The sequence below is a fragment of the Pseudenhygromyxa sp. WMMC2535 genome (genome assembly GCF_011083025.2).
Map to the genome: position 1 here is coordinate 7,306,301 of NZ_JABJWV010000001.1, position 21,417 is coordinate 7,327,717.

The 21,417-nt window shown below is 70.6% G+C and carries 12 protein-coding genes; 5 read left to right on the forward strand and 7 right to left on the reverse strand.

Going from position 1 to position 21,417, the window contains the following annotated elements:
• Positions 1 to 73 precede the first annotated feature (73 nt).
• Both G6O69_RS42405 and G6O69_RS28300 read left to right on the forward strand, forming a co-directional pair.
• On the forward strand, positions 74 to 2,569 hold the full coding sequence (locus G6O69_RS42405) for a LuxR C-terminal-related transcriptional regulator (protein WP_172306596.1): 2,496 nt from the start codon (positions 74 to 76) through the stop codon (positions 2,567 to 2,569).
• 224 nt (positions 2,570 to 2,793) lie between these two features.
• Positions 2,794 to 3,696 (forward strand): phosphatidylinositol-specific phospholipase C domain-containing protein, encoded by a 903-nt coding sequence (locus tag G6O69_RS28300; RefSeq protein ID WP_346017156.1) that lies wholly within the window; start codon positions 2,794 to 2,796, stop codon positions 3,694 to 3,696.
• Between the two features lie 16 nt (positions 3,697 to 3,712).
• On the opposite strand, the gene G6O69_RS28305 is transcribed toward G6O69_RS28300, so the two are convergent.
• The 7 genes from G6O69_RS28305 to G6O69_RS28335 all read right to left on the reverse strand — a co-directional run bounded on the left by G6O69_RS28305 (position 3,713) and on the right by G6O69_RS28335 (position 17,388).
• Positions 3,713 to 4,717, reverse strand: coding sequence for a hypothetical protein (locus G6O69_RS28305; RefSeq protein ID WP_172306598.1), 1,005 nt, complete (start codon positions 4,715 to 4,717; stop codon positions 3,713 to 3,715).
• Entirely contained in the window at positions 4,714 to 5,748 is a 1,035-nt protein-coding gene (locus G6O69_RS28310; protein WP_172306599.1) for a DUF2169 domain-containing protein, read from the reverse strand. The genes G6O69_RS28305 and G6O69_RS28310 overlap by 4 nt, the downstream gene beginning before the upstream one ends.
• 34 nt (positions 5,749 to 5,782) lie before the next feature.
• Positions 5,783 to 6,484 (reverse strand): hypothetical protein, encoded by a 702-nt coding sequence (locus G6O69_RS28315; RefSeq protein ID WP_172306600.1) that lies wholly within the window; start codon positions 6,482 to 6,484, stop codon positions 5,783 to 5,785.
• 75 nt (positions 6,485 to 6,559) lie between these two features.
• Positions 6,560 to 7,252 carry a hypothetical protein gene (locus tag G6O69_RS28320; RefSeq protein ID WP_172306601.1) on the reverse strand — a complete coding sequence of 231 codons (693 nt, stop codon included), beginning with the start codon at positions 7,250 to 7,252 and terminating at the stop codon, positions 6,560 to 6,562.
• A 1-nt stretch (position 7,253) separates the two neighbouring features.
• On the reverse strand, positions 7,254 to 8,243 hold the full coding sequence (locus G6O69_RS28325) for a DUF4150 domain-containing protein (protein WP_172306602.1): 990 nt from the start codon (positions 8,241 to 8,243) through the stop codon (positions 7,254 to 7,256).
• 162 nt (positions 8,244 to 8,405) lie between these two features.
• Positions 8,406 to 16,154 (reverse strand): tetratricopeptide repeat protein, encoded by a 7,749-nt coding sequence (locus tag G6O69_RS28330; RefSeq protein WP_172306603.1) that lies wholly within the window; start codon positions 16,152 to 16,154, stop codon positions 8,406 to 8,408.
• 211 nt (positions 16,155 to 16,365) lie between these two features.
• Positions 16,366 to 17,388: an STAS domain-containing protein gene (locus G6O69_RS28335; RefSeq protein ID WP_346017096.1), complete on the reverse strand. Its 1,023-nt coding sequence runs from the start codon at positions 17,386 to 17,388 to the stop codon at positions 16,366 to 16,368.
• Between the two features lie 151 nt (positions 17,389 to 17,539).
• On the opposite strand from G6O69_RS28335, the gene G6O69_RS28340 reads away from it, so the two are divergent.
• The 3 genes from G6O69_RS28340 to G6O69_RS28350 all read left to right on the forward strand — a co-directional run bounded on the left by G6O69_RS28340 (position 17,540) and on the right by G6O69_RS28350 (position 21,417).
• The gene (locus tag G6O69_RS28340) at positions 17,540 to 18,640 is read left to right on the forward strand and encodes a hypothetical protein (protein WP_172306604.1); all 1,101 of its coding nucleotides are present in this window, start codon (positions 17,540 to 17,542) and stop codon (positions 18,638 to 18,640) included.
• Between the two features lie 20 nt (positions 18,641 to 18,660).
• A complete protein-coding gene (locus G6O69_RS28345; RefSeq protein ID WP_172306605.1) occupies positions 18,661 to 19,284 on the forward strand; it encodes a sigma-70 family RNA polymerase sigma factor in 624 nt (207 codons plus the stop codon).
• A gap of 87 nt (positions 19,285 to 19,371) precedes the next feature.
• A complete protein-coding gene (locus G6O69_RS28350; protein ID WP_172306606.1) occupies positions 19,372 to 21,417 on the forward strand; it encodes a serine/threonine-protein kinase in 2,046 nt (681 codons plus the stop codon).

Below are 21,417 nucleotides of genomic sequence, written 5' to 3' on the forward strand. Positions count from 1 at the left end.
AGGACCTCGGGGCGGCGCTCGCGTCCACCCAAAGATAGATTTTGTCGGTCTACCCCCCTGTTAGGATGACGCCGTGGCCGAGGCAGCCCCGATCCGCGGCTTGCTGCCGACCAAGCTCCACGCTCGTCAGACCCGCCCGCGGATCGTCGAGCGTCCGCGCCTGGTCGAGACCCTCGACGCGCTCGTCGCCGCCCCGCTGGTGATCGTCAACGGTCCAGCTGGAGCAGGGAAGTCGACGGCGGTGGTCGCTTGGCTCGAGCACACGCGCCTGCCGGCGGCCTGGCTGTCCCTCGATCCCAGCGACGACAGCCCGATGCGCTTCCTGGCCTACCTGTTGGCGGCCCTGCACACCGTCGCGCCGGGGATCGGCGGCGAGTCCGGCGAGGTCCTCGCCTCGCCAGCACAAGACGAACTCGAGCTGCTCTTGGCCGAGCACCTGGTGATCCCTCTGGGGGAGCGCCCCGCGGACGCGGCGGTCATGCTGGTCCTCGACGACTACCACGTGATCACCGACGCGCGCGTGCACCGGGCGATGTCCTGGCTCCTCGATCACCAGCCGCCCTGCCTCAAGCTGATCGTGATCAGTCGGGGGGAGCCGGCCCTCGATCTGCCGCGCCGCCGGGCGGCCGGCAGCGTCGCCGAGCTCGGGAGCGAGGCGCTGCGCTTCTCGTCGGCGGAGGCGGGGCGCTTCTACGCCGAGATCATGGGCCTGGCGCTGTCCGCCGAGGGCCTCAGCGCCCTCGAGGCGCTCACCGAGGGCTGGCCGGCGGGAGCGCAGCTGGCTGCCTTGTCCCTGCGCTCGGGCAAGACCGACGCGCTCCCACGGGGCGCCGACGCGCTCCCGCGGGGGGGCGATCGCCTGATCGCCGAATACCTGCTCGGCGAGGTCCTCGCGGGCTGCTCCCCGGCGGTGCGCGAGCTGCTGCTGGCGACAGCCTTGCCCGAGCGCGTCTGCGCGCCCCTGGCCGCGGCCCTCGTCGATGTGGTGGAAGGGGAGCCCGTCGGCCTCGCCGAGATCGAGCGCGCCGACTTGTTCTTGCTCCCCCTGGACATCCACGGGCGGTGGTTTCGCTATCACCACCTCTTCCGCGACTTCCTGCGCCAGCGCGCGGCCGCCCGGGGGCCCGCATGGCTGGCCGAGCGCCACCGCCGAGCCGCGCGCTGGTTCGCCGCTCGGGAGCTGCGCGACGAGGCCTTCGAGCACGCTCTGGTCAGCGCCGACGAGGCGCTGATCGCCGGCTACTTCGAGACCTGGTCGATGGAGGCGCTCGCGGCCAGCCGCACGGGGACCGTGCGCGCCTGGCTGGCGCGGCTGCCCGCGGCGCTGAGCGAGCGCCGGGCCGCGCCGCTCTTCTTGGATGGCTGGTGCGACGTGATCGTGGGTCAGCTCCACCGCGGAGTCGACAAGATCGATCGCGCCGCGGCGATCCTCGCCCGAGCGCCGTGCAGTGACGACGGCGAGGGCCTTCGCGCCGCGGCGATCCTCGCCCGAGCGCCGTGCAGTGACGACGGCGAGGGCCTTCGCGCCGCGGCGATCCTCGCCCGAGCGCCGCGCAGTGAAGACGGCGAGGGCCTTCGCGCCGTCTTCGCTGGCATGGCGCCGCTCCTGCGCGGCGCCGCGCTGCTCCGCGCGGGTCGCCTCGACGCGGCCATCGAGCTCGCCCAGGCCGTCCGCGCCGCGCTCCCGGAGCCCGGCCACGATCGCGGGCTTCGCATGACCCACGCCGCCCACTGGATGCACGAGGGTCTCGCCGAACTCGAGCGCGCGCTGGCGGCGGGCCCGGGCGCCGTGGCGACGGCGGCCCTCGAGCGTGCCGCCGAGCGGCTCGAGCAGGGCGAGGCCCTGATGCGCGTCGACGAGGCGGCCGATGTCATCGTCCTCGCTCACCTCGCCGAGGTCCGCCGGCGCCAGGGGGCCCTCGACGAGGCCGAGCGCCTGGCCCGGCGCGCCCTGGTCTACGCCGAGCGCAGCGGCGAGAGCGAGCGCTCACCAGCGGGCCTCGCTCGCGTCGCCCTCGGCTGGATCGCCCTCGATCGCGGCCACGCAGCCCAGGCGCTGGCCGAGGCCGAGGCCGGGGTCGAGCGTCTGAAGATCCTGCGTGACGTCGCCTACCTCGTGCGCGGCGCCGAGCTCCTGGCTCGGGCGCGCGCGGCCACTGGGGCCGTGGACGCGGCCGTCGATGCCCTCGACGAGTTCTTGATCGTGCTCGAGGGCACGGACATGCGCCCCGCGGTGGCGCGCATGCAAGCGCTGCGCGCCACGGGGCTCGGCGATCAGCCCGCGTCAGCCCCGCGAGGCGGGGAGGACGTACAGGACGCCGCGTCGCCGGACTCCCGGGCACCCGCAGTCATGCTCGAGGCGCTGACCGAGCGCGAGCGCGAGGTCCTCGATCTCCTGGCCATCGGCCTGTCCAACCGCGAGCTCGCCAAGCGGCTGTTCATCTCGGTGGGCACGGTCAAGACCCACGTGCACCGGATCCTCGCCAAGCTAGGCGCGCCCAACCGGACCCAGGCGGTCCACCGCGCCCGCGAGGCGGGGCTGCTGGGGGGTCCTCGGGGGCTCGGCTGAGACGCGCCTCTCTCCTCGCGATCGTCAGCGACCGGCGATCCTGCACCTGGGACCCTCGAGGTTTCTGCACCCCTGTGCAGTCAGGGCGCTTTAGCGTGTTTTTGTCATGAGAGCCGTGGCTGTACGAGACTGGGAGGAGCATGAGCACAGTGAGCCCCGAGTCCGAGCGCTTCCACCGCGAAGCGATTCACTGTCTCCGTGAAAAGAGGAGTTGAACCGTGAGCATGGATTGGGTCTCGGAGATCAAGGATGATGTCCCGATCAATCAACTCTCGATTCCGGGCACGCACGACGCGGCCGCGTGGACGCACCACTGGGATATCCCGGGGATTAAGGGCACCTGGGCGCAGCGAAAGAGCATAACCGAGCAGCTCGACTTGGGGGTTCGAGTATTGGACTTGAGAATCGGGCTCACCATTGGGTGGACATTTAGGACCTATATCGGGATGTATCATGGTCCGATCTTTCTCAGTCTTGCCCTGGAAGATGTCCTGAGTGAGATCAATACATGGCTAACTAATAATAGTGATGAGTTTGTAATTCTAATTTTTCAGCAGCAAGGTAAAGACTATAAGGAAAAACTGAATCGGGATCTTTCAGCAGAAGTCCGCGCCATGGTGGTCAGGATATTTGGTACAAGGTTCTATCAATTCGATCAGACCCGAACGACCTGGCCGACTGTCGGGGAGCTGCGCGGAAATGCCATGATGATGGGCCGTCTGCGCTCGGATGTGACAGACTTCTGCAACGTTCGCGAGTGGAAGGACGCCGGCAGTACGCCTGGAATGGTTATTCGTGCTGGTCAGCGATTGAGGATCTATCTCCAGGATAAGTATAGCGGTGTCTCGGATAAATATAAATCGCGAAACGACGACAATCGTAGGAAGTTCGCGCTCGTCCGGCAGGCCGCGCGTTTCGTGCCAGACGAACCCCAGGGGAGGCTCCTGCGAATTAATCATATGAGTTACTCAAATCTCCGATATCAACCTTGGGAGTCGGGGAGGGAGGTCAATACCATGCTGCGCATGAGCACCCTGAGTACTCATGGCGTATTGATGATCGACGACGCTGATCAGGCGACGGTCAATCATATCCTCAAATGGAACCGGAAAGCCATCAAGAAATAAGGGTGCGCAGGCGCAGCTAGCCCTCGCTCGGCGCGTCGACGATCGTGCAGGCGCCGACGAGGCCCGCGTCTGCGCTGGCGTACACCAGCGCGCGCCGGTGGATGGGCGCGTGGCTGCCCGAGAACCACGGCCGCACGCCCCGGACACCTCGCACCAGCGCAGCCGCACCACCGGCCGGGCCCATCTCGCCGAGGCTGTCGTGGAGCGTGGTCACCGTCAGCGGCTCGGGCAGCAAGGCCGCGTTGCGCAGATAGGCGTAGGTGAAGTCTTGCGCCCACCAGCCTTCGCTCGGGGCGACGCCATGGGCGATGTCGACTCGCCCTGCGCCGCGGCTGCGAAGCTCACGAAACGCGGCCCCGAGCCCGCTGGCCCGGGCAGGCTCCCCGCTGGCGAAGGGCTGGGGATCGACGGTCATGGCCAGCGCCTCGAGGTAGGCCAGGGCTTGGGGCGTGCGCGGGCCCAGCAGCTGCGCGCGGGTGAGCAGCAAGAAGGCCGCGCCTTCGCCCGGGATCCGCGGGTCGGCGCCGAGCTGTGCCAAGCAGTCGGCGCTGGTGAGCGAGTCGAAGCCGCCGAGGATCACGAGCTGGACCTCGCCGGACTCGAGGCGATCGCGGGCGGCCGCCAGGGCTTCGAAGGCGCCCGCGCGGCCGCTGGCGAATAGCCGCGGCGCCTGTGGCAGCGCTCGAGGGCTGCCCGCGACGATCGGTGCCCAGACGCTGGCGAGGTCGAGGCCCGCGAATACGCCCGGTTCGGGGGTAGCGAGGTGGACGGCGGGGGGGTCCGTCCAGTCGCAGAACTCGAACAGCTCCGACAGGGCCGCTGCGGCGTAGAACGCCGCTCTCTGGCTCCGGCTGGTCCCCGGATCGCGTCGACCGTCCTCGGGCTCGATCTTGCACACGAGGCGCTCGGAGCCATCGAGCAGTTCGAATTGGTGAATACCGCCGCGAATCGCCGCCAGGGTCGGCAGCGAGCGCAGGCCGAGCGGGCAGGCCAGCCCGACCCCGATGATGGCGACGCTCATTGGAGGGCCTCTCCCGCGTGGGCTTCCCAGGGCAGGGCATCGCGCACGCGCAGCTCCGTCACCCCGAGTCGCTCGAGGGGCGCTGCGCCGCGCCAGACCATCGTCAGCGCGCGCGCCTCGGTGTCGATGTCGACGACGTCGAGCGCGAGCGCCCGATGCCGCGACGCTCCCTCCAGGAGGATGAAGTCGTGGGTGGGCAGACGAAAGGCCCAGGCGCCGTCGGGGTGCATGCCCTCGAGGATGACCTCCTCGCCGCCGCGCAGGGGGGACTCGGCGCGCAGGCCGGGAGCCGCCGCCGAGAACAGGCGCAGATCCATGTCTGCTGGCCACAGCGGCGCGCGGTGGTCTTGCCAGGCTTGGTCATAGGTGCCCGCGTAGCGCACCCGAGGCTGCCAGTGGCGCGCGATCGGGCCCAAGCCCACGGGGCGAATCGCCGACCGCCACGAGCGGAGGTCCTCATCGAGGGGGAGCAGGTTTGGCAAGGCGGCGTCGGTGGCTGCTTTGGCGCTGTCGTAGAGCCCGACGCCGACCGGATTTTGGGCGACGATCTTGCCGCCTGGGGTGGTGCCACCATAGGCGCGCTCCCAGCACAGCGGCATGCGATCGAAGGGGAGCGCCGGCGTGGCGTGGAGTTCTCCGGTCGCGCGGATCCACCGGCGCTCGCCGACCGCACGCAGACGCACCTGGCAGCGGCCCACACGGACCCCGACGCAGACGGCCTTCGCGGGGCGACCCCCGGGAGGGCAGGCGTGGCCGTGGACATGGATGTCCGTGCCGGGGCGGCAGTAGACGGCCTGACCCTCCCAGCGCAGCGACGAGTGCCCTGGCTCGCCGGACCAGACATCGGCGAGAGGGGCGGGGTGCTGCTCGGCCGCGAGCTCGAGTCGACCCTCGTAGACGCGACCAGGGGCGGGGAGGCGGTAGCGCGCGGTCAAGGTGACGACGGCGAGGTTGTGGTCCTCGCGGGAGAGCGAGGGGAAGCTCAGATCGGGGAGCGTCGTCTGGTTGTAGATGCGGTAGAGAGAGGACATGAGGTTGGTGGAGGGTCGCCGTGCTCGCTACGCTCTAGGAGGGTGGTGGATCGTCGAGGGGGTACAGGAAGTCGCCAACGGTGTAGCCGTGAGCGCTGTAGTAGGACTTGGAGCGACGGCCACGGCAAGCGACACGCCAGACCTGCTCGAGCGAGAGCCGCTCGCTCTTGGCGCCAATGAAAGTGGGCCCCGCCAGGGGGCTGTCATGTTCGTAGTGCTGCATTGCATGGGTCAGTTCCTCCGGCGTGTAGGTGCGGAGTTCGTCACGGTCAAACTTCATGACAAAACCATCCGCGCCACACGCTGCGACCAAGCCGAAGACGCAGCCCGCCAGCTCGTTTTTCAGGGCTTGATTCCAGCCCGCAGGCCCATTTCGTTCAAATAGCTCACGAAAGGTCAGCGACTCGATCTTCCAGATGAACCCGACCCGATCTCCCGGGACGATCATGAGCATCATCGTATAGTGGTGAATCAGAAGCTTGACCTTCTGGCAGATCTGCACGCCATAGCCCATGGCGAGGGCTTCGTCGATCGCCTCGTCATTGGTGGGGTCGATGGACTCGGTGACGAAGTACTCGTCGCTGTCCACACCTTCGAACTCGATGAGGCCGCACCAGTTGGGGTCTTCGATCAGGGCGTAGCCCCGCCGCAGGAACGCGCGAGCCCGCGCGAGGACGGCCGAAGGTTTCTCGGCGAAGGTCGTCAGGCACAGTTCGTGTGTTTGGTAGCCAGACATGTCAGTGTTCCTGGATCCGTCCGCGCATGTCGTCCTTGGTCAGGGTGCCTGGGGGAGTTCGCGTGACTCGAGGGGTCATGGATCGTCGACGGGGCGCAGGAAGTCACTAACGGTGTAGCCGTGAACGCTGTAGTAGGACTTGGAGCGACGGCCACGGCAAGCGACACGCCAGACCTGCTCGAGCGAGAGCCGCTCGCTCTTGACACCCTTGAACGTGGCTCCTGCCAACGGGCTGTCATGTTCGTAGTGCTGCATTGAATGGGTCAGTTCCTCCGGCGTGTAGGTGCGGAGTTCGTCACGGTCAAACTTCATGACAAAACCATCCGCGCCACACGCTGCGACCAAGCCGAAGACGCAGCCCGCCAGCTCGTTTTTCAGGGCTTGATTCCAGCCCGCAGGCCCATTTCGTTCAAATAGCTCACGAAAGGTCAGCGACTCGATCTTCCAGATGAACCCGACCCGATCTCCCGGGACGATCATGAGCATCATCGTATAGTGGTGAATCAGAAGCTTGACCTTCTGGCAGATCTGCACGCCATAGCCCATGGCGAGGGCTTCGTCGATCGCCTCGTCATTGGTGGGGTCGATGGACTCGGTGACGAAGTACTCGTCGCTGTCCACACCTTCGAACTCGATGAGGCCGCACCAGTTGGGGTCTTCGATCAGGGCGTAGCCCCGCCGCAGGAACGCGCGAGCCCGCGCGAGGACGGCCGAAGGTTTCTCGGCGAAGGTCGTCAGGCACAGTTCGTGTGTTTGGTAGCCAGACATGTCAGTGTTCCTGGATCCGTCCGCGCATGTCGTCCTTGGTCAGGGTGCTGTGCTCGAACTTCTTGTCGATGCGGCCGCGCTGGCCCTTTGGGATCGCCAGGTGAGCTGTACGACCTGGGCCGAGGACCTGGCGAACTTCGATCAGCTCGATTTGGAGCGCGACTTGACTGGGCTTGATCGCATCCCAGGAGGTTTTGCACTCCTTGACGACACCGTTGTCCATGAGGACATCAAGCTCGGTCAGGAGCATCTTGCAGTCGGTGCACCAGATCTTCACGCTCATCTCCTCGGCGTCGACGTCGTGTCCAACGAGGTACTCCCACTCCATCCCTGCGGAGTCGTTGGCGCTGGCTGCAAGTTGCCGCCGACAATTCTCCAGGTCTCGATCGCTCGCCCCCGCAGCCCGCACTGCATCGAGCTTCTGCTGCGCTCGCTCGACCCGCCGCCGCTTCTTCGCCATGCCCTTTTCCATCGCCCGCAGATCCCCATCCCCAGGCCGCAGTTCATCGTGATGGCGAAAGACCCCCGCCTCGGGCACGCGCTTCAGATTCGCGTGCGGGCAGTTCTTCGCCGGCGACAGCGTCCCCGCGTTCGGCTGCCCGCCCGCGTTGCTCGCGTTGCCGTTGTGCAGCGCCGTATCCCCGAAGCGAATGACCTTCTTGCCCTCGAAGTAGACGTTCGGGCTCCCGCCGATCCACGTCACCTTGCCCTTGATCTTGCCCGAGACCACCCCGCCGCCCGCGCTGCCGGCCTCGTCCCCGGTGCTCGTGCGCAGGTTCGCCCCGGCGATGGCCACGGACTTCCCCCCGATCTTGACCCGCCTCGTCCCCTTGGCGAGGTCGCGGTCTTGGGCGACGTTGGGGTAGGGCACGGGCGCCGGTCCGCCCGGCGAGGGCGTCTTGCAGACGTCGGGCGTCGCGCTGGCCTGCGAGAGCCCGTCTCCAGCGTGGAGGATGCTTCTAGCGTTGGCGTATACCTTTGCGTCGGGCACGAGGGGGACTCTACCCGGGCGCGCTTGGAGCCAACAACGATTTCACGCCCCGCGCCTCGGCCTCGGTCTCGGCGCCGCAGATGTAGCGACGCCCCCGAACCCGCCGTCGTCGAGACGGCGAGCGCGAGGGCCGCCTCGGTCCGAGCTCGCGGCGCGCGGACGCTAGCCCTGAACCTCCTCGAGCAAGGCCGCAGCCTCGGGCAGCTCGGGGTCCTCCTTGGTCGCGCGCCGGGCCCAGAACACGGCCCGCTTGGCGTCGCCTTGGATCAGCGAGATTCGTCCCTGGCGGACGAAGGACATCGCCCGCGAGATCGGGCACTCGCCCTCCATCAGGGCGATCTGGCGCAGGACCTTGGTCGCCAGCTCCCAGTTCTCGAGCACCTCCGCGAGGTCGGCGAGCTCCGCGGCGATGAAGCCGTTTTGCTTGTCGTTGGCGAAGGCGGCCTGGAGCATGGCGAGCTGGGTCTCGCGGTCGCCACGGGCCTCGGCGAGCTTGGCCTTGCGCAGCTGCAGACCCGCGAGCTCGGGCGAGCGCCCGGCGGGCGCGGCCTCGATGGCCGCGTCGATGATCGCCTCGGCGGCGTCGTACTGGCCGCTTTGGGTGTAGGCGTCGGCGAGCAGGCCGACGGTCTCCGAGTCTCCGGGCTCGATCTCCAAGATCGCCTGGAGGGGGACGGCGGCCGAGGCCGCGTCCTCGAGGGCCAGGTAGAGCTTGGCCGCCCGGCGCAGGAGATCGAGGCGGACCTCCTGGTTCTCGGTCGCGCCTGCCTCCTCGATGAGCAGGTCGGCGAGCTCGCGCTGGGCTCCGGTCTCGCCGTAGATGGTCTGGAGCTCGGCGCGCAGCGCTGGCGCGTCGGGCTGCTTGCGACGGGCGAACTCGAGGCCCTTGCGCGCCTCGCCGGGCTGACCGAGCTCGCGGCAGGCCCGGGCGAGGAGCAGGGCCGCGTCGACCTGGGCTTCACCAGCCTCGAGGGCGACGAGGCGGCTGGCGACCTTGGTCAGGCCCTCCCAGTTCTCGGCGGCGAACTCGAGCTCGCGCAGCAGGTGCAGGGCCTCGACGTCCTTGCGGGCGCGGTCGACCCAGTCGGCGAGCAGCTCGCGGGCCTGGTCGTTGGCCGCGCGACCCTGATAGAGGGTCACGAGGCGGAACAGGGGACCGCGCTCGGCGTCGATGTCCCCGGCCTCGGCTGCGGCCTCGCGGGCGATCTCGAGGGCCTGCTCGAGGGGGGCGCGCACGCCATCGGGCTCGATGGTGTAGGCGCGCTCGAGGTCGTCGATGGCCTCGGCGAGGCGGTCGACGCTGCGCAGGACCTTGGCCCGGGCGCTGAGCAGCTGCAGGCGCAGCTTGTCGTCGTCGATGCCCTCGAGGGTCTGGCTGAGGGTCTCGATCGCGGCCTCGGCCTGGCCGCCGACGCCCTGGACGGCGGCCAGGTCGATGCGCAAGCCGACGTCGTCGGGATCGATCTCGCTGGCCTTGCGCAGCGACTCGATGGCCGCGCCGGGATCCTCGAGCTGGTCGCTCTGGACCGCGGCCGCCTCGCGCAGCAAGGCGATGCGGACCACCGGATCCTCGGCGCGCTCGGCCACGCCCTGAAGCATGGCCACGAGCCCGGCCCAGTCCTCGCTCTCGCGGTAGGCGGCCTCGAGGCGCTTGCGCAGGCTGTCCTCGCCGGGGACCCGCTCGTAGGCGGTCTCGAGCGCCCGCAGCTCGCCGTCGGCGTCGCCCATGGCGGCGCGCAGCTCGGCGAGCTCGAGGGCCTGCGCGGCGATCTCGGCGGTGTCCTCGGTCGCCGCCAGGCGGCGCTCCATCAGCCCGGCGCGCTCCTCTTCGTCGAGCTCGCCGTCACCCCACTCGAGCAAGGTCCCGATCAGATCGGGATCCTCGGGGGCGTTGACCAGCGCCGAGCGGATCACGTCGAGGGCGTCCTGGACGCTCTCGGCCTTGAGCCGACGGCCGAGCTCGAGGCTCATGGTCTTGATGCCCTCGGCGTCGCCGCGGCCCTGGGCGGCCATCAGCTGGTTGCGGAGCAGCTCGATCAGCTCCTCGGTCTTGCCCGAACGCTCGAGGTGCTCGGCGAGCAGCAAGTTGGCCTCGCTGGCCTCGGGATCCTCGAGCAGCACGTCGTTGAGGATCGGCACGGCGTCGTCGGCCCGCCCCTCGGTGCGCAGCAGCAGGCGGGCGAGCTGCAGGCGCAGCACGTTGCGGTCCTTGGCGTCCTGGATGCCGTCGAGGGTCTCTTCTACCAGTCGCTCGAGGCGCTCGACCTCACCGAGCTGGACGTAGAGCCGGGCGAGGGGCTCCCAGGCCGCGCGGATCGTGGTGTCGCGCTCGAACAGGCTCTCGTAGAGCTTGACCGCCAAGGTCAGGTCGCCCTCGGGGTCGCTGGCGACCTCGGCGAGCTTCTGGGCCTCGGGCAGGACCTTGTCGAGGTCGGCGACCTCGGCGGCCTCGGTCAGCCACTTGACCGCGCCGGGCAGGTCGTTGGCCTCGCGGCGGCGCTCGGCCAGGCCGATCAGCGCCCAGTCGACCTGGGCCGCGCCGTCGATGACGCTCTCGGCGAGCTCGACCGCGCGGAGCATCAGGGCCTCGGCCTGCTCCCAGTCCTCGAGCTCGAGGGCGAGGTCCACGGCCTCGCGGGCGCGCTCGAGGCCGGCGTCGGGCTGCTGGATCCGCGCGGACAGGCAGTGCAGCAAGGTGGTCTTGTCCTCGCAGCGCCGCGCGACCTTCTCGTAGAGCTCGAGCAGGGCCTCGTTGTCGCCGCCGTGGCGCTCGCAGGCCTTGCTGAGGATCAGCGCGGCCCGGCCCCAGCGCGGGTCGTCCTCGAGGGCGGCGTTGAGATCGGACATGCCCTCCTCGATGGTCTCGGCGTCGGCGAGGTGGACCTCGGCCATGCGGAAGCGGGCGTCCGCGCGGGTCTCGGCCTGGTCCGCGCCGAGGTTGGCGAGGCGACCGAGGAGCTCGACTTGCAGCTCGTTGTCGCCGCGGGCTCCGGCGATGCGGGCCTGGGCCCGCCACACGTCGACCTGGCGCACGCCGGTCTGCTCGGCCTGAGCCACGAACTCGGCGGCCGCGGAGAAGTTCTCCGCGGCGACCTCGACCTCGGCGAGGCGCAAGAGCAGCTCGCAGCGGACCAGGGCCTCGTCGCCGCGGCGCATGGTCGCCAGGCGATCGCGCAGCAGCGTGGCGTAGCGCTGCGTGGCTCCCAGGCGCCCGGCCAGCTCGCTCGCGGCGTCGTGCAGGGGCGGGGAGCTGGGGTCGGTCTCGACGGCCTCGAGTCGGGCCTCGAGCGCGGCTTGCTCGTCGCCGAGATCCTGGGCGAGGACGTCGGCGAGCTGGTTGAGGATCCGCGCGCGTCGGCGACCCTGGACGTTGGCCAGGCGGGTGTCGAGGACCCGGCGCAGGAACTCGAAGTCGCCGCGCTTGCGCAGCGCCTTTTGCAGCTTGGGCGCCTGGGCGTCGTCCTCGGCGATGGCCTCGAGCACCGACTCTTGCAGCTCGGCGGCCTTGTCCGCGTCGCCACGCTCGCGGGCGATGGTCGCGAGCTCGAGGTAGACCTCGGCGGCGGTGATCGGCGGGGTCTCCTCGCCGCCGCGGCGCAGGCTGAGCAGCAGCGTGCGGTAGGCTCGCTCGGCGCGATCGAGCTCGCCCGCGGCCTGGGCCGTCTTGGCGAGGTCGCGGAGGATCGAGACGTTGCCGGCGGCCATCTTGGACGCCTTCTCGAGCTCGTCGATGGCCTCCTCGATGTTGCCCTGAGCGTGGGCGACCCGGCCGAGGCGGACGTGGACCTCGGCGCGCTGGGCCGAGCGGCGGCGGCCGAAGCTCTCGATCAAGGCCTCGAGCAGGGCGCGGGCCTCGTCGAGGCGACCGGCCCCGCGCAGGCCGTCGGCGAGCATCTGCTTGAGCCGGCGGTCGTCGGGGGCGTACTCGTGGGCGCGCTCGAGCACGGGCACGGCGACCTCGGGGGTGCCGAGCTCCTCGTAGAGCTCCGCGGCCTCGCGGGCGTAGGCGACCACGGTGTTGGGATCGCCGACGGCGGTCGCGGCCGTGGCCAGGGTCCGGGCGAGGGCCTCCTGATCGCCGCGCTCGCGGTGCAGGCGGATCAACAGCTTGCGGACCTCGCCGTTGCGCGGCGCCTCGGAGAACGCGTTCTCGAGCACCTGCACGGCCTTCTCGCGCTGCTCGGCGGCGATCCGCGCGCGGGCGAGCTTGAGCATGATCGCCACGCGCTCGCTCTCGGGGGTGGTCTCGAGGCGCAGCTCGAGCTGGCGGGCGGCCTCGTCGGGGCGATCGAGGCTGCGGTAGAGCCGGGCGAGGGCGTCGCGGGCCCCGTTGCTCGGGGCGAAGTCGACCACGCGCATGTACGCGCGGATCGCCTGCTCCGGGTCGTCGAGGCGCTTCTCGGCCAGCTGGGCCGTGCGCAGGTAGAGCGAGGCCGCGGTGTCGTCGTCACCGTTCTCGCGGACCTTGGCGGCCTGGGCCTCGAGCATGTTGGCGAGCTCGTCGTAGCGCCCGCGATGATCGAGGAGCTCCGAGAGCGCCGCGATCGAGTCCTGGTGACCGGGGTGCTCCTCGAGGTTGGCGCGCAGGGTCTCGATGCGACCGCCGCGATCCTCGAGCACGCCGGTCAGGCGCGAGAGCTCGAGGCGCAGCTCCAGCCGGCGCTCGACGTCCTCGGTCATCTCGAGCTCGCGCAGGCGCAGGCCGATGAGCTCGGACACCCGATCTTCCTCCTCGCACAGCGAGGCGACCCGGGCGATGTCCTCGAGGCGCGGCTCGTCCTCGGCGAGCACGCCGGTGTAGAGGTCGATGGCCCGGCCGTACTCGCCGTCTTCGGCGAGCATCTCGGCGGCGCGCCGCCGCATGTCGCGGGAGGTCTCGGCGTCCACCGGCAAGGTCGCGCCGTCGAGGAGCAGGCGGACCGCCTGATCGAGATCGCCGGCGGCCTGCCACTGCTCGACGAGCTGCTCGAGGGCCCAGCGGCAGGCCTCGTCGGGGCCGAGCTCGCCCGCGCCCTCGTCGGCGCGGGACCACATGCGCGCGGCCTTGCGGTAGAGGCGGACGAGGGTCTGGCGGCTGAGGCCATCGTCGTCGCCGTCGGCGGCGTCGCGCAGGGCGAGGGCGGTCTTGGCCGCCTCGCGCAGGTGATCGAGGTCGCGCTCACCGAGGGCGTCGATGCGCAGCAAGGTGTCGACGAGCGCGGGGCTCGGGGTCTGGCGCTGGAGCGCGGCCAGGCCGGCGAGGGCCTCGCCGTGGGTCGGCTCGAGATCCACGGCCCGGCGCGCCGCGGCGGTCGCCCGCTCGAGGTCGCCGGTCTTCTCCCACCAGCTAGCGATCAGCTGCTCGAGGGCGCGGGCCAAGGTCGTGCGCAGCTGCGCGCGCTGCTCGTCGACGGCCTGCTCGAAGGCCGCGGCGAGCTCGGCGAAGGCGTCGGCGCCCTCGGCCGCCGACTCGAGGTCGGCGATCAGCGTGCCCTCGGGGCGCTCGCGGGCGACGATCGCCCGCAGGGCCGCGGCGGCGCACTCGGTCCAGCGTCCGGCCCGGGCGGCGCAGCGCGAGACCGCCTCTTGGCTCTCGACCCGCTGAGGATCGAGCTCGGCCGCTCGCGCGTAGGCGTCGGTGGCCGCGGCCGGGGCGTCGAGGTGGTGCTCCTGGATCCGCCCGGACTCGAAGAGCAGCTGGGCGGCGCGGGCCTTGGACTCGGCCGCGTCGGCGGCGAGGTCGAAGGCCACGGCGGTCTCGGACCAGGCCGCGGTCTCCTTGGCGAGGCGCAGCAGGTCGTGCTCGAGGGCGACGTCCTCGGGGGCGAAGGGCAGGGCGCGGACCAGGACCGCGTGGGCCTTGACCAGGTCGTCGGCGCGGCGCTCGTAGAGCATGGCCGCCTCGCGCAGCAGCCGGGCCTTCTCGCCCGGATCGGGGGCGCCGTCGATGCGCTCGTCGAGGATCTCGAGGCCAGCCTCCCAGTCGCCGGCGCTGCGGAAGGCCTGGGCGAGGGCCTCGCCGGCCACGTGGCGGCAGGCCTCGACGTCCAGGAGCACGCGCAGGCCGGTGATCGCCCGCTCGTTGGAGGCGTCCACGCCCAGGGCCTGGGCGTAGTAGCGGGCCGCGGTCTCGGGATCGCCGAGGTGCTCGCGGTGGATGTCGCCGAGGCGGGTCAGGGTCTGGGCGGCGCGCTCGCGGCCGGCACCGGCCGAGCCCGAGAGCAGCTCGGCGAGCTCCTGCCAGCGATCGGTCTGGGCCATCAGAGCGTCGAGCGCGTCGAGGGTCTCGGGCTCGTCGCCAAAGGACTCGCGGACCTCGAGCCACACGCTCACGGCCTCGGGCAGGCGCTCGAGACGATCGGCGAGGATCTGCGCGGCGCGGACGAGGTCGGCGCGGCGCTGCTGCTCGAGGGTGGGGGAGGCGGCGCGCTCGCGCAGCGCGGAGACCAGCTGGTCCCAGCGCTCGTTGGCCGCGAGCAGCTCGATGACCGCGTCGCGGGCCTCGACGTCCTCGGCCTCGAGGGCCAGGCGGCGCTGCCAGATCGACAGCGCGCGATCGGCCTGGCTCAGGCCCTCGGCCAGGCGGGCGGCGTCGCCGAGGATCGACTTGCGCACGGCGGCGACGCGCTCGAGCCCGGCGAGGGTCTCGAGCACGTCGAGGCGGCGGGCGTCCTCGCCGGCCTCGGCGAGCAGCTCGGCGAGGCTGTGCGCGGCCTCGAGGGCGGCGCTCTTGTCGACCTGGTCCGACTCGAGCACGCGCCCGTAGAGCTCGGCGGCCTGCTCGGCGTCGTCGATCAGATCGCGGTAGGCGTGGGCGGCCTCGAGCAGCAAGGTGATCTGCTGGCCGCCCTCGCTGGCCTCGGCGGCGGCGACCAGCGAGATCGCGTGGAGGTCGTGCTGGCCGGAGCGCTCGGCCAGCGTCCCGAGCTGCTTGCGCGCGTCGGCGTCGCTGGGATCGATGGTCAGCAGCGCGGCGTAGTGCTGCATCGCCCGGCCGTCGTCGCCGGCGATGCTCAGCCGGCTGCCGAGCTCGCGGTAGAGCGTCGACTTCTCGTCGTCGTCGACGAAGCGCAGCGCTCGCTCGAGCACGCGGATCACGTCCTCGGGGCGCTCGGCCGCGTCGTAGTTGCGGCGCAGCAAGGACAGGGCGCGACGGCGCAGGGGCAGGGCGGCGCTGTCGTGTTCGAGCAGGCGCTCGAGCTGGGTGCAGGCTTCTTCGTGGCCGGCGCTCTCCTCGAGCAGCGCCTCGAGCTCGTCGATCGCCTTTTGCGAGTCGCCGAGCTTGTCGAGATAGCACGCGGCGATCTCGACCCGCAGCGAGCGAGCCTCGACGGCGGAGAGCTGGGGCAGGCGCCCGCGCCAGAGATCGATGAGGTCGAGCCAGCGCTCCTGTCGCTCGAGCAGGCGGGCGAGGTTGGCCTCGAGCTTGCTGTTGCCGCGGTCGAGCTCGAGCAGCTTGACCATGTAGTCGGCGGCGCGCTCTTGCTGATCCGCGAAGTCCTTGGCGACGTGCGAGGCGTCGTCGAGCAAGCGCTTGCGGATCTCCTCGTCGGAGGTCACCGCGAGCGTGCGGTCGTAGACGCCGAGCAGCTGGTCCCACTGCTCGGCGGCGGTCAGCGTGACCGTGAGGCGATCGAAGGCCCAGGTGGCCTCGGGGTCACGGGTGATGATGTCCGTGAGCAGGTCGGTGATGACCTCGGGCTCCTCGCCGAACCACTCTTCGTGGAAGTTGACGGCTCGCTCGGAGAGTGGACCGAAGACCTCCTTGCCCAGGCCGCGGCCGAGGAGCTCGCGGTAGAGGTTGGCCACCTCTTCGGGCTTTTGAAGGCTCTCGGCGAGCTCTTCGAGGTGGTCCCAGGCGTCATCACTATCGGGCGCGTTTTCAGCGGCGCGCAGGGCCGCGGCAAAGGACTGCTCGGTCTTCGAGGTCATGGGGTGCCAGCTCCGTGCACTTCGGTCGGTCTGGGGACCGAAATGGAGCGAAAGTGTATCAGGGGCGGCGAGTGCACCGGCGGTGAATTCCCTGCGAAAGTGCCGTGCAAGGCCGTTCCCCCTGCAAGGCCGGGCAGGTGGCACAAAGGAGCACACCGCCGCTCTCCCCACCCCCGAGACGGCGCCTGCGGGCACCTGCGAGGGCGGATCCTCAGAGGTCCCGAGGGCGGGACATGCAGTACTCGAGTCCACCGCGCAGGGTCGCGCGGGTCACGATGTCCCCAAAGTTTGCCTGAATGTTCACCATGGTCTGGGCCACCGCGGGCTGGATCCCCGTGATGATGCACTGAGTTCCCAGCAGCTCGACGGCGCGGACCATCCGCAGCAGGTGGTCCGCGGTATAGGTATCGACCACGTCGACCCCCGTGAGGTCGAGGATCGCAAACACGGATCGGGTGCGCTGGATCTCCGCGAGCAGGCGCTCCATCAGCTCGGTGCTGCGCTCCGCTGTCAGGCTCCCGAGGATCGGCAGGGCCAAGACCCCGTCCCAGACCTCGAGGATCGGCGCCGAGAGGGTCTCGATCATGGTCAGGCGCTCCTGGGCCTCCTGCTCGGCTCGCCGGCGCTCGGTGTTCTCCTCTTCCAGGCGCTTGAGGGCCACCGCGAGGTCTGCTCGCGTGGCATTGTCCGTGGCCAGGAGCTTGTCGTGCTCGTCCTCGAGGGAGATGTCCGAGGCGTAGACCTCGAACTCGTCGTAGGCCGCGCCCTGGGCCTGAAACTGGGTCTGCGTGGCCCAGCAATTGACCCCGAAGAGCCGCGAGCACAGCCCGGCGAACTTGCCCGAGGTGAAGTTGGAGCCCCAGGTGACCCCGAGGGCGCGCTGGTAGAGGGCCTCCCAGCAATTGAAGATGCGGAACACCGCCCGCTTGGAGTCTCGGCTGACGGACTGAAGCGTCCAGGACCCCCAGCCGCAGGCCACGGCGATCTCGGCCAGCTCGACGAAGCCCTGTTCGAAGCTCTTCGCCTTCTGGATCAGCGCCCAGTCGCCTTCGACGCTTTCGCGGCCTCCGCCGAACATGCTCAGGTTGAAGCGCTCCGTGCCAACCATGCGCTGCATGCCTTGCATCAGCCCCGCGATGGTGGTCTCGACCCAGAGCATCATCGAGGGGTGCTCGGCGGCGTACATCAAGCTGGTGTCGGGCTCGAGGTTCCAGCGGATCTCGATCCCGTTCACTTCTACGGAAATTTCAGATTCGAGCGGACGTTTTGTCATTATGTGCCATTGTCGCTGACCACGCCGTCTTTAGGTACTGTAGACATTCTGCGCGTCCGGCAGTTTTCGCACCTCTTGAGCGCTGTCTGAGCAGGTCCTAGTCTCCTTGCTCGTGCCTCGTCGTCCCTTCGCGTGCATTGCGCTGGTCGAGCTCCTCGGCTGCGCGGAGCCCATGGGCGAGGCGCCCGTGGGCGGGCAGGAGGCGCGCGCCGAGTCCGAGACCCCGGCCGAGCCCGAGCCGACCACGCCCGAGGGGGACCCGCTCCTGGCCCGGGCTCGGGCCGCGATATATGGCGGTGAGGTCCCCGCAGCACTGCGTCGAGAGCTGCTCGCGTCCACGGACCCCGAGCACCGCCGGGCCGCTCGGCTGCTCCAGGCCGTGGCGGGCGAGGCCCCCAGCGAGACGCTCGAGCGCCGGGGAGTGGGCGCGCCGCGAGCCCCCAGTGGGCCAGCAGTCATGCCTGCTCTCCCTCCACAGCCGGGGCAGCGGGCACAGGGCGCCGAATTTGCGGAGTCTACAGAGGAGATCGGTGCGAAGGCTCCGGCAGGGGAGGGGGCCGACGCGACAGCGGGAGATCCCCGCGAGCCCGTCCCCGCGCGAGGCGAGGCGTCGGACGAGCCCGAGCTCGAGCCGCAGAGCTGGGACCTCGAGCGCCTGCCCGAGGGCTCCTCGATCCGTCAGTTCTATGGCGACCGGCTGGCGCTCGCGGCGATCGAGGCCGAGGTCAGCGGGGACGCCGAGAGCGCCGGCGACCCCAGCGAGCTGTGGGGGCCTCTGCGCGGTGAAGCGCAGCTGCTCCTCGCTCAGCTCCCGCCGGCGCCGAGCCTGTCCGAGGCGCCCGACGAGCTCGCGCCCCACCGCGATCCAAGCTTGGCTCGCGGCCTCGTCATCCTCACCGGCTTGAGCCTCGAGGGCGAGGCCAGCGAGGGAGGCGTCGAGCTCGTCTTGACCGGCGCCGCCCCGGTCACCGTCCACAGCCGCGTCCTCGCCAGCCAGCGCTTGCTGCTGTGGATCGACGGCGCAGGGGCGATGCCCACCTTCACGGGCGCGCGGCCGCGGGATGAGGCCGCGCTCGTCGTGCTCGAGGTCCGCCGCGACGAGAGCCGCGTCGAGCTCGAGCTGGACCTCGCGCCGGGCTGGGAGCTGGCGCGCAGTGAGACGCGGCCAAACGGCGCACGCCTGTACTTTTCTGGGCGCCTCGAGGGCGAGTAGCGGCTGCTATCGTGGGCGCGATGGTCGACGATCTCGAGCTCGCCCAGCGCTGGCGTGACGGAGACGATCGCGCGGGCAGCATCCTCTTCGAGCGCCACTACGACTCGATCGAGTGCTTCTTTCGCAACAAGGTCGACTCGGGCCTCGAGGACCTGCTCCAGCGCACCTTCTTGATCGCCCTCGAGGGCCGCGATCGCTTCCGCGGGGCGTCGTCCTATCGCACCTATCTGTTTGGCGTGGCCTACAACGTGCTGCGCAACCACTACCGGGCGAAGCGGCGCGAGCGTGATCGCCTCGACTTTGGCCACCACTCCGTGGCCGACCTGGCCCCCGGCGCGAGCACCATGCTGCGCGGCGAGGAGCAGCAGGCCCGGCTGCTCCAGGCCCTGCGCAGCATCCCCCTGGACTATCAGGTCGTGCTCGAGCTGCACTACTGGGAGGAGATGGACGGCAAGGCGATCGCCGCGGCCCTCGACATCCCCCACGGCACGGCGCGCAGCCGGCTGCGGATCGGCAGGCAGCGCCTGGTTCAGGCCCTGGAGGCCATGGCCGACTCGGGGGTCGCGCTCGACGAGACCCTGACCAAGCTCGACGATTGGGCCCGAGCGCTCCGCGAGCGCCTCGTCGGCGAGCCTGCGCCCTGAACTCGACTGGTCTCGACCGACCTCGAAAAAAATCTGCTCGCCGTGATCACGAAGGAGGACCCCGACACTCAGGGAGCGAAGGCCCCCATGAACGTGCGACACGAAACCCACCTCGAGACCATCTCCTCCAAGCCGATCGCGCCCGGCGAAGCCAACGCGGACGCGCCGAGCACCCAAGCCAGCGGCGTGCACCCGGGCGCCGGCGGGCTCAAGGCCCGGATCCGCGACTTCCTCTTTGGCGGGGCTGGACCGCGCCGCGTCGGCCGCTTCGTCATTCAGCACCCCCTGGGCAGCGGGGGCATGGGCACCGTCTACCTGGCCGAGGACGAGGAGCTCGGCCGCCTCGTCGCCCTCAAGCTCGTCCGCTACGACCGGATCTCGACCGCGGCCCAGGCCCGCCTGCGCCGCGAGGCCAAGGCCCTGGCCAAGCTCGCCCACCCCAACGTGGTCCAGGTGTTCGAGGTCGGCGAGCACGAGGGGCTGCTCTTCGTGGCCATGGAGTATATCGAAGGCCAGAGCCTGCGGGCCTGGCTGGACGCCGAGCCGCGGGCCTGGGAGGCGATCGTCGCGGTCTTCGAGCAGGCCGCCCAGGGCCTCGCGGCGGCCCACGCCGCGGGCCTCGTCCACCGCGACTTCAAGCCCGACAACGTGATCGTCGGCAAGGATGGCCGCGTGCGCGTGGTCGACTTTGGCCTGGTGGCCACGGGCAGCGAGGACGATCGCGTCGCCGCGCTCTCGGCCCAGGGCGACGCCCCGCTGACCGAGGTCGCGCTGACCGAGACCGGCGAGATCATGGGCACGCCGGCCTATATGGCGCCGGAGCAGTTCCTCGGCGAGACGCCGACGCCCGCCAGCGATCAGTTCTCGTTCTTCGTGGCGCTCTACGAGGCCCTGGCCCGCGAGCGGCCGTTCAACGGGGCGACCGTGGAGCAGACCATGCGCGCGGTGTTGGACGGGGACTCCCGCGAGCTGCGGGTCCGCGGGCTGCCCGGGGGGCTGCGCAGCGCCATCAGCCAGGGGATCGCCCGCGATCCCAAGGCGCGCTTCCCCGACATGCAGGCGGTCCTCGGCGAACTCGGCGAGCTCCGTCGGCCTGGGCGCGCGCGCAGGCGGGTGCGGATCATCGGCGCGGCGGCGGCCTCGATGCTGATCGTCCTGGGCGGCATGTTGCTGATGAAAGACGAGGGCGGCGGGGACCCGGGCGAGGGCGAGGGCGAGGGCGAGGGCGTGGCCGCGCCGGCGCCCGAGGACGACGAGGCGGGCGACACCTTGGAGGCGGCCCGCGAACAGCTCGCCAAGCTGATCGCGGCCGAGGACGACACCGCCCGCCTGGCCATCGCGGAAGCCTATCTCAGCGAGTTCGAGGACAGCGGAGGCGTCTCGCGCCGGCTGATCGCCGAGGCGAGCGTCGGCGCGGTGCTCTGGCGCCGCTCCTGCCCGGAGGCCACCGATGGCCTGTGCCTGAGCATCGAGCGCGCTTCAGAGTCGGGGGAGGGGTCGGGGGAAGGGTCGGGAGCGGCGCCGCAGATAGCGGTGAGCTGCGCGACGGCGACGCTCTACACCGAGCGCCCACGCGACGCGAACGCCGAGCAGGCCATCGAGCACTTGCGCCTGGCCACGCAGCTCGCCGCGACGGCCTCGCCCCTCGAGTCGGCGGCCGAGCAGGAGGCCCTGGCCGCGGCCATCGGCGAGGCCAAGACCCTACTCGCCGACGCGCAGCTCGAGGACTACCTCGCGCTGCGTGGCCCCCGGGGCCTCGACTTCGCCGAGTCGCCCGGACGCACCGCCCTGTCCAAGGACGCCTTCGCGGCCTTCTTCCGCCAGAAGCTCGAGAAGGCCCAGGCGATCACCGCGGCCTACGAGGCGGTCAAGACCTCCGGCAGCCCGCGCTGGATCGCCCTGGCCTCGGCGCGCTCGGCCCTGACCTACCGGGGCTTCTCCGACGCGCTGCTCGGCCTCCCCCTCAGTGAGAGCCAGACGACGGACAAGCAGCGCGACGCCTACTGCGAGGCCCTCGAGACCCAGACCGCCCCGATGCTCGAGCGCGCCGAGGAGGCCCTCGACTACTGCCGCGCCAAGGTCGAGGACGCGGCGCTCGATCCTGCGCTCTGCGAGTTGCCGGGGGCCTACTAA